The sequence below is a fragment of the Pseudomonas sp. PA-4-8C genome (assembly GCF_021606625.1).
Classification (GTDB): Bacteria; Pseudomonadota; Gammaproteobacteria; order Pseudomonadales; family Pseudomonadaceae; genus Aquipseudomonas; species Aquipseudomonas lactis.
Genome location: NZ_WKCD01000347.1, coordinates 1 through 5073 on the forward strand (window position 1 = coordinate 1; position 5073 = coordinate 5073).

Annotated in this window: 5 protein-coding genes and 1 pseudogene; 3 read left to right on the forward strand and 3 right to left on the reverse strand. The window is 60.0% G+C overall.

The window, feature by feature from the left end:
- Nucleotides 1-513: ABC transporter permease (locus tag GIW04_RS27655; protein WP_236479409.1), on the forward strand; the 513-nt coding region annotated here is incomplete at its 5' end.
- Complete coding sequence (locus GIW04_RS27660) at nucleotides 510-2123, forward strand: dipeptide ABC transporter ATP-binding protein (protein ID WP_120248011.1); 1614 nt, start codon at nucleotides 510-512, stop codon at nucleotides 2121-2123. The genes GIW04_RS27655 and GIW04_RS27660, both read left to right, overlap by 4 nt.
- A gap of 42 nt (nucleotides 2124-2165) precedes the next feature.
- Here GIW04_RS27660 and GIW04_RS27665 read toward each other — a convergent pair whose 3' ends face one another.
- A complete protein-coding gene (locus tag GIW04_RS27665; protein WP_183043771.1) occupies nucleotides 2166-2324 on the reverse strand; it encodes a hypothetical protein in 159 nt (52 codons plus the stop codon).
- A 138-nt stretch (nucleotides 2325-2462) separates the two neighbouring features.
- Entirely contained in the window at nucleotides 2463-3446 is a 984-nt protein-coding gene (locus GIW04_RS27670) for a 5'-nucleotidase (RefSeq protein ID WP_183043777.1), read from the reverse strand.
- A gap of 209 nt (nucleotides 3447-3655) precedes the next feature.
- Between GIW04_RS27670 and GIW04_RS27675 the strand changes: the two are divergent.
- A pseudogene (locus GIW04_RS27675) lies at nucleotides 3656-3828 on the forward strand (type II toxin-antitoxin system RelE/ParE family toxin); the annotation flags it as partial.
- 7 nt (nucleotides 3829-3835) lie between these two features.
- Here GIW04_RS27675 and GIW04_RS27680 read toward each other — a convergent pair.
- Nucleotides 3836-4771, reverse strand: a complete 936-nt coding sequence (locus GIW04_RS27680) for a helix-turn-helix domain-containing protein (protein ID WP_003191111.1) — start codon at nucleotides 4769-4771, stop codon at nucleotides 3836-3838.
- Between the last annotated feature and the right edge of the window lie 302 nt (nucleotides 4772-5073).

Here is a 5073-nt window from a genome sequence, read left to right on the forward strand (position 1 = left end):
GCCGGTGGGCGTATCGACGCGGTAATCATGCGGTTTGTCGACGTGTTGCTCGCCTTGCCCGGCTTGCTGCTGGCCCTGGCGATTGTCACCGCCATCGGCTTCGGCACGGTGCCGGTGGCTATCGCCGTGGGCGTCGGGATTATCCCCGGGTTCGCCCGCACCACCCGCGCCGAAGTGCTGCGCGTCAAGACCCTGCCGTACGTGGAAGCCGCACGCCTGGGCGGCGCCAGCTGGGGCCGCACCTTGCTGCGGCACATCCTGCCCAACGCATGGGGCCCCGTGGCGGTACTGGCGACCCTGGATTTCGGCGCAGCCATCCTCGCCACCGCCGGCCTGAGTTTTCTCGGTTTTGGCGCCGCGCCTCCGGCCGCCGAATGGGGCACGTTGATCGCCAACGGTCGGCACTTTCTGATCACCGCCCCCTGGGTGTCGTTGCTGCCCGGCCTGTTCCTGGTCGCGGTGGTGTTCAGCCTCAACCACATTGCCCGCACGTTCGAGGAGGTTCAGCGATGAATGCTTTAGTTGATGTTCGCCAGCTGAGTGTCAGCTACCGGCACGGCAACCTGGCGGTAAACCAGCTGTCAATGACCATCGCCCAAGGCGAGACGCTGGCGATTGTCGGCGAGTCCGGCTCGGGTAAATCCACCCTGGCCAACGCGATTCTCGGCCTGTTGCCGGGCAGCGCAACCATCAGCGCCGGCGAGCTGTGGGTGGACGGCAACGACCTCACCCACGCCAGCGAACGCCAGAGACGCGGCCTGCGCGGGCGCGCCATCGGCCTGGTGCCCCAGGACCCGATGGTCAGCCTCAACCCGACCCTGCGCGTTGGCCAGCAGGTTGCCGAAGCGCTGATCCTGGCCAAGGGCAAGCGCTACCCCGGCGTCGATGCGGATATCGTCGAGCTACTGCAACAGGTCGGTATCGCCAAGCCGGTACTGCGCGCGCGCCAGTACCCGCATGAACTCTCCGGGGGCATGCGCCAGCGTGTGCTGATCGCCATCGCCCTGGCCGGCAACCCACGCTTGATCATCGCCGACGAACCGACCAGTGCCCTCGACGTCACCGTGCAGCGCAAGATCCTCGACCACCTGAAACGGCTGGTCAGTGAGCGCGGAATTTCCTTGCTGATCATCACCCATGACCTTGGCGTGGCGCTGGATCGCGCCGACCGCGTCCTAGTGATGCAACAGGGACAAGTGGTGGAGCAAGGGGCACCACGGCAGATTCTCGGCGCGCCGCAGCATGACTACACCCGCGCCTTGATCGCCGCGGCGCCAGCGTTCGCCACGCGCCGCCAGCCGCTGGCCCGGCCGGCTCCGACGCAGCCGCCGATCCTGCAGCTGCAAAACGTTGGCAAGACGTTCGCGCTGCCCAAGGTCAAGGGCGAAGACGCGACCTTTGTCGCGCTGGAGGACCTCAGCCTGCAGGTCTACCCCGGGCAGACCCTGGCGATTGTCGGCGAGTCCGGCTCAGGCAAAAGCACCGCGCTGCGCATCGCCCTCGGCCTGGAAAAACCCAGCCGCGGGCGGGTGTGGTTCGAGCAACAGGACGTCACCGACCTCAGCTGGCGCGACTTCCGCCCGCTGCGCCAGCGCCTGCAACTGGTGCAACAAAACCCGTTTGCGGCGCTGGACCCACGCTTCACAGTGTTCGACAGCATCGTCGAACCGCTGGTGTCGTTCGGCTTGCTCAAGGGCCCTGCCCTGGAACAGGCCGCGCGCGAGCTGATCAGTCGCGTGCATTTGCCGGTGAGTTTCCTCGATCGCCTGCCGCGCGAGCTTTCCGGCGGCCAGTGCCAACGGGTCGCCATCGCCCGCGCCCTGGCGCTGAAACCGGATCTATTGCTACTGGATGAACCGGTCAGTGCCCTCGACGTGTCCGTGCAGGCGCACATCCTTGAACTGCTGCAAGAGCTGCAACGGGACATGGGCATCGCCTACGTGCTGGTGTCCCACGACTTGTCGGTGGTCGCCAACTTCGCCCATGAGGTGCTGGTGTTGCGCAATGGCCGGGTGGTCGAACAGGGTTCGGTGGAGCGCATCTTCAACCGCCCGACCAGCGATTACACCCGTGAGCTGATTGGCGCCATCCCTGGCCAGCACGCTATCGCGAGCGCCGCCTGAGCGGCGCTTCACTCGGCAGTGCTGTCACGCGCCGTGATGCCCTTATCCTGAGCATACGCGGTCTGACGTGAAGCAATAGGACAGCCGCACGTTCTTCGTTTCGCCCGTGGCATTGACCGCGTCGAACACTTCCCGGACAGCCAGCCGCCGAGTCTGCAGCTTGAGAAAACCCGTCAGCCAGATTTGCTGATAACGTTTCATTTGGTCTTCAGTCAGCGGTGAAAGCTGGCTCCGCGCTTATCGCTTATATCGTTCCGACTGATAATGTGAGTGGCGAGGATTCTTCGCAGCACAGAACCGATACGAACGCCTGTGACACTGCGCGCTCAAGCCTGCGTGTTACACCTCCTGCCGGACTTGATCCGCTTCAGAATCCAGCACAACCACTGTCGCACCATGGTTGGTAATGCCGAAAGGAATGTGCACAGATGGCGCAACTGCGCTAGTCGATTGTAGGTGCCCAGATTGATCATCAAAGAAGATGTGCGGTTTCAATACACCTAAAATCCTGCCTTTCTCGATGCCACCCAGAAAGAATGCGTCGTTAGCCATGACACCCCAACTTTTGAGTGTATTCATTGCACGCTCATGAGACGGCGCATTGCGGGCTGTGACGATTGAGACTCGTATGCGGTTTTCGTAGTCAGGATTGAGCTTTTTATGTTGCTCCTCGACCGACTGGATTTTGGATATCCGCACCATGAACTCCTTCAGCGGGCCCGGGTTATGGGGCTGCATAACGTTCTTCACTTCATGCGCATGGAACTCAGACAATCCAGAGGCCTGCATGATTGTTTCGGACTCATCACCGGCAAGGACGCCGTCAAAGTCGAACGCGATGCGTAGGGTTTTATCCGTTTCGTCGTCTTCGAATTTTGAATCGAGCACCTGGCCAGCCGGGTACCCGGCCTTGATAGCCGCTTCCACGTCTTTTTTGTCACCCGACAAAAATAAAGCGATGTTCAGAGCAGGTATGTATTCATAAGGGGATTTTCCCTGCATGAAAATCGCCCGTGTCATCCCAAGGCCGTAGTGCTCGATAGTCTTCAGCACGCGCAGCCCAGTATCAGGATCGTTGCGCGAAAGCAGTATGACCTCAACGAGCGGATCCGTAGGATCGACGCTCAGGTCATTCACTGACAGCAAGCGCTTGATGAAGGGGAACGCTATCCCCTTAGGAAGCGGGACGTGAAGATTTTTTTGCTGAAACTTGCGGTATTCCTCCTCCCCCTGTCTCTGAAACACTGCGTCCGATGCCAGCAAATCAAACACAGCGCTGGAAGCGACGCCGATCACCAAGCGATTTTCTAACTCGTAGGGCATTGAAACCTCTCTGGATGCCTCTAAACGCAAATATGGATAGGCATTGAACATGCCGATCGATTTCAAGCACACATCGCGCCTTCTCCCACGCACAGTCAGGCATATCAATCTTCAAATCAATCTGCAGGTTGCTTTATTACGGGTGGATGCAGAAGGTTTACGTTTAGTGGAGCAGCGCGTCGCCGAAGACACCGCCAAAATTGGGGCACTGCGCACCGGGCCTTCGCAGCGATCACCTCGTCTATTCACGCCAGCAGGCCAAACAAACCAAGGAACGGTCAAAAACCCACGCCATATCGTGTTCTATCGTGGGGCAAACGACGACGTGATCGAGGTCGTCAGACTCCTTCATGACGCCATGGAAGCGCAGTTGCACTACCCCGCCAATTTCAATCGCGGCGCAAAAGCGTATTCGGTGCCACGCCAAACGCCTTGCGAAACGCATGGCTGAAATGAGAAAAGTCAGAAAATCCGAAGTCCAGCGCCGCCTCAGACACCGAGCGCACCTGGCCCCGCTCGATCGCTTCTCGGCTGGCATTCAGGCGCTCTTTCCAGATCTCTGCAACGGGGGTTTTTTGGTAGCGGGCGAAGGCCCGCGTAACGGTGCGGGTGGACACGTTGTGGGCTTTGGCGATGGCTTCAATCGACAGGTCCGGCTCGGTCAGGTGGCGTTGGATGTACTGCATGATGCGGCCGTAGAGGTCCATTTCCTGATGGCTGGTTTTCAGGTCCTGCAATTCCAGGCTGATCACAAGCAGATCAAGCACAGCACTTGAGTAACGATTGGAGATGCGCTCATCCTGCAGCGACGCAGGCGTGCTCGCGGCCTGGTGCAGCATTTCGCGCAAGGGCACGACACCTGGGCGCCGGTCGTCGAGGACCATCGCGGTGTACTCGGCAATACGCGGCAGGCGCTCGGTGAGCAACGCTCTGGGAATACGGATCAAGTGGTTTTCGGTACCACCCAGGCTAAAGCGAAACGCCTGGGTTGCGTCATAAAGAAACAAATTGCCCGTGGCCAGGTTGGCTTTTCTTGAGCCTTGCTCGATTTGCCCATGGCCCTTTCGAGCGAAACCCAACCATAAATCTTCAGCCGGGCCGCTGCGCAGGTGCTGTTCGGAACGCTCCCAGTAATGCAGCGGCGAAGACAGCGTACAGATGTCCAGCGCGCCGACTGTATTAAGGGTGAGCGAGCCATCAAAGCGGCTCTGGGACAAGGGTTTGCTATCGGCTGCCAGGCAATGGCGACAGACCACCTCTTTCCAATAATCAAACCGACGTGTTGCAGGGACGGCAAGGGTCGAATACTGAGTGTTCGGGTTCATGACGCTGACCTCGACAACGATGCAATAGGCGCGCGAGAAGTTGTAACGAGCGGCCGATTGTCAGCCATTGAAGCAATTAACACGCCAAATGCAGTGGCAGGCCGGCTGTAGCCAACGGTAACCACGATGCGAAGCGAGCCGCTCTTGATCTTGATCTGCTTGTGATCTTGATCTTAAGCGCCCCATCAAACCACGCTGGCCGGAATTCGACAGGGATTTGGGGGGTAAACCGGCAGGGATGCCGGTTTAGCCGCCCCGCGCCATGGATGGCGCGTGGCGGCGGCCCCCCAAATCACTGGCGG

Excerpts from the sequence above, each read along its gene's own strand:
- GIW04_RS27670 (WP_183043777.1), bottom strand. The coding sequence starts at position 3,446 with ATGCCCTACGAGTTAGAAAATCGCTTGGTGATCGGCGTCGCTTCCAGC.
- GIW04_RS27665 (WP_183043771.1), bottom strand. The coding sequence starts at position 2,324 with ATGAAACGTTATCAGCAAATCTGGCTGACGGGTTTTCTCAAGCTGCAG.
- GIW04_RS27660 (WP_120248011.1), top strand. The coding sequence starts at position 510 with ATGAATGCTTTAGTTGATGTTCGCCAGCTGAGTGTCAGCTACCGGCAC.
- GIW04_RS27680 (WP_003191111.1), bottom strand. The coding sequence starts at position 4,771 with ATGAACCCGAACACTCAGTATTCGACCCTTGCCGTCCCTGCAACACGT.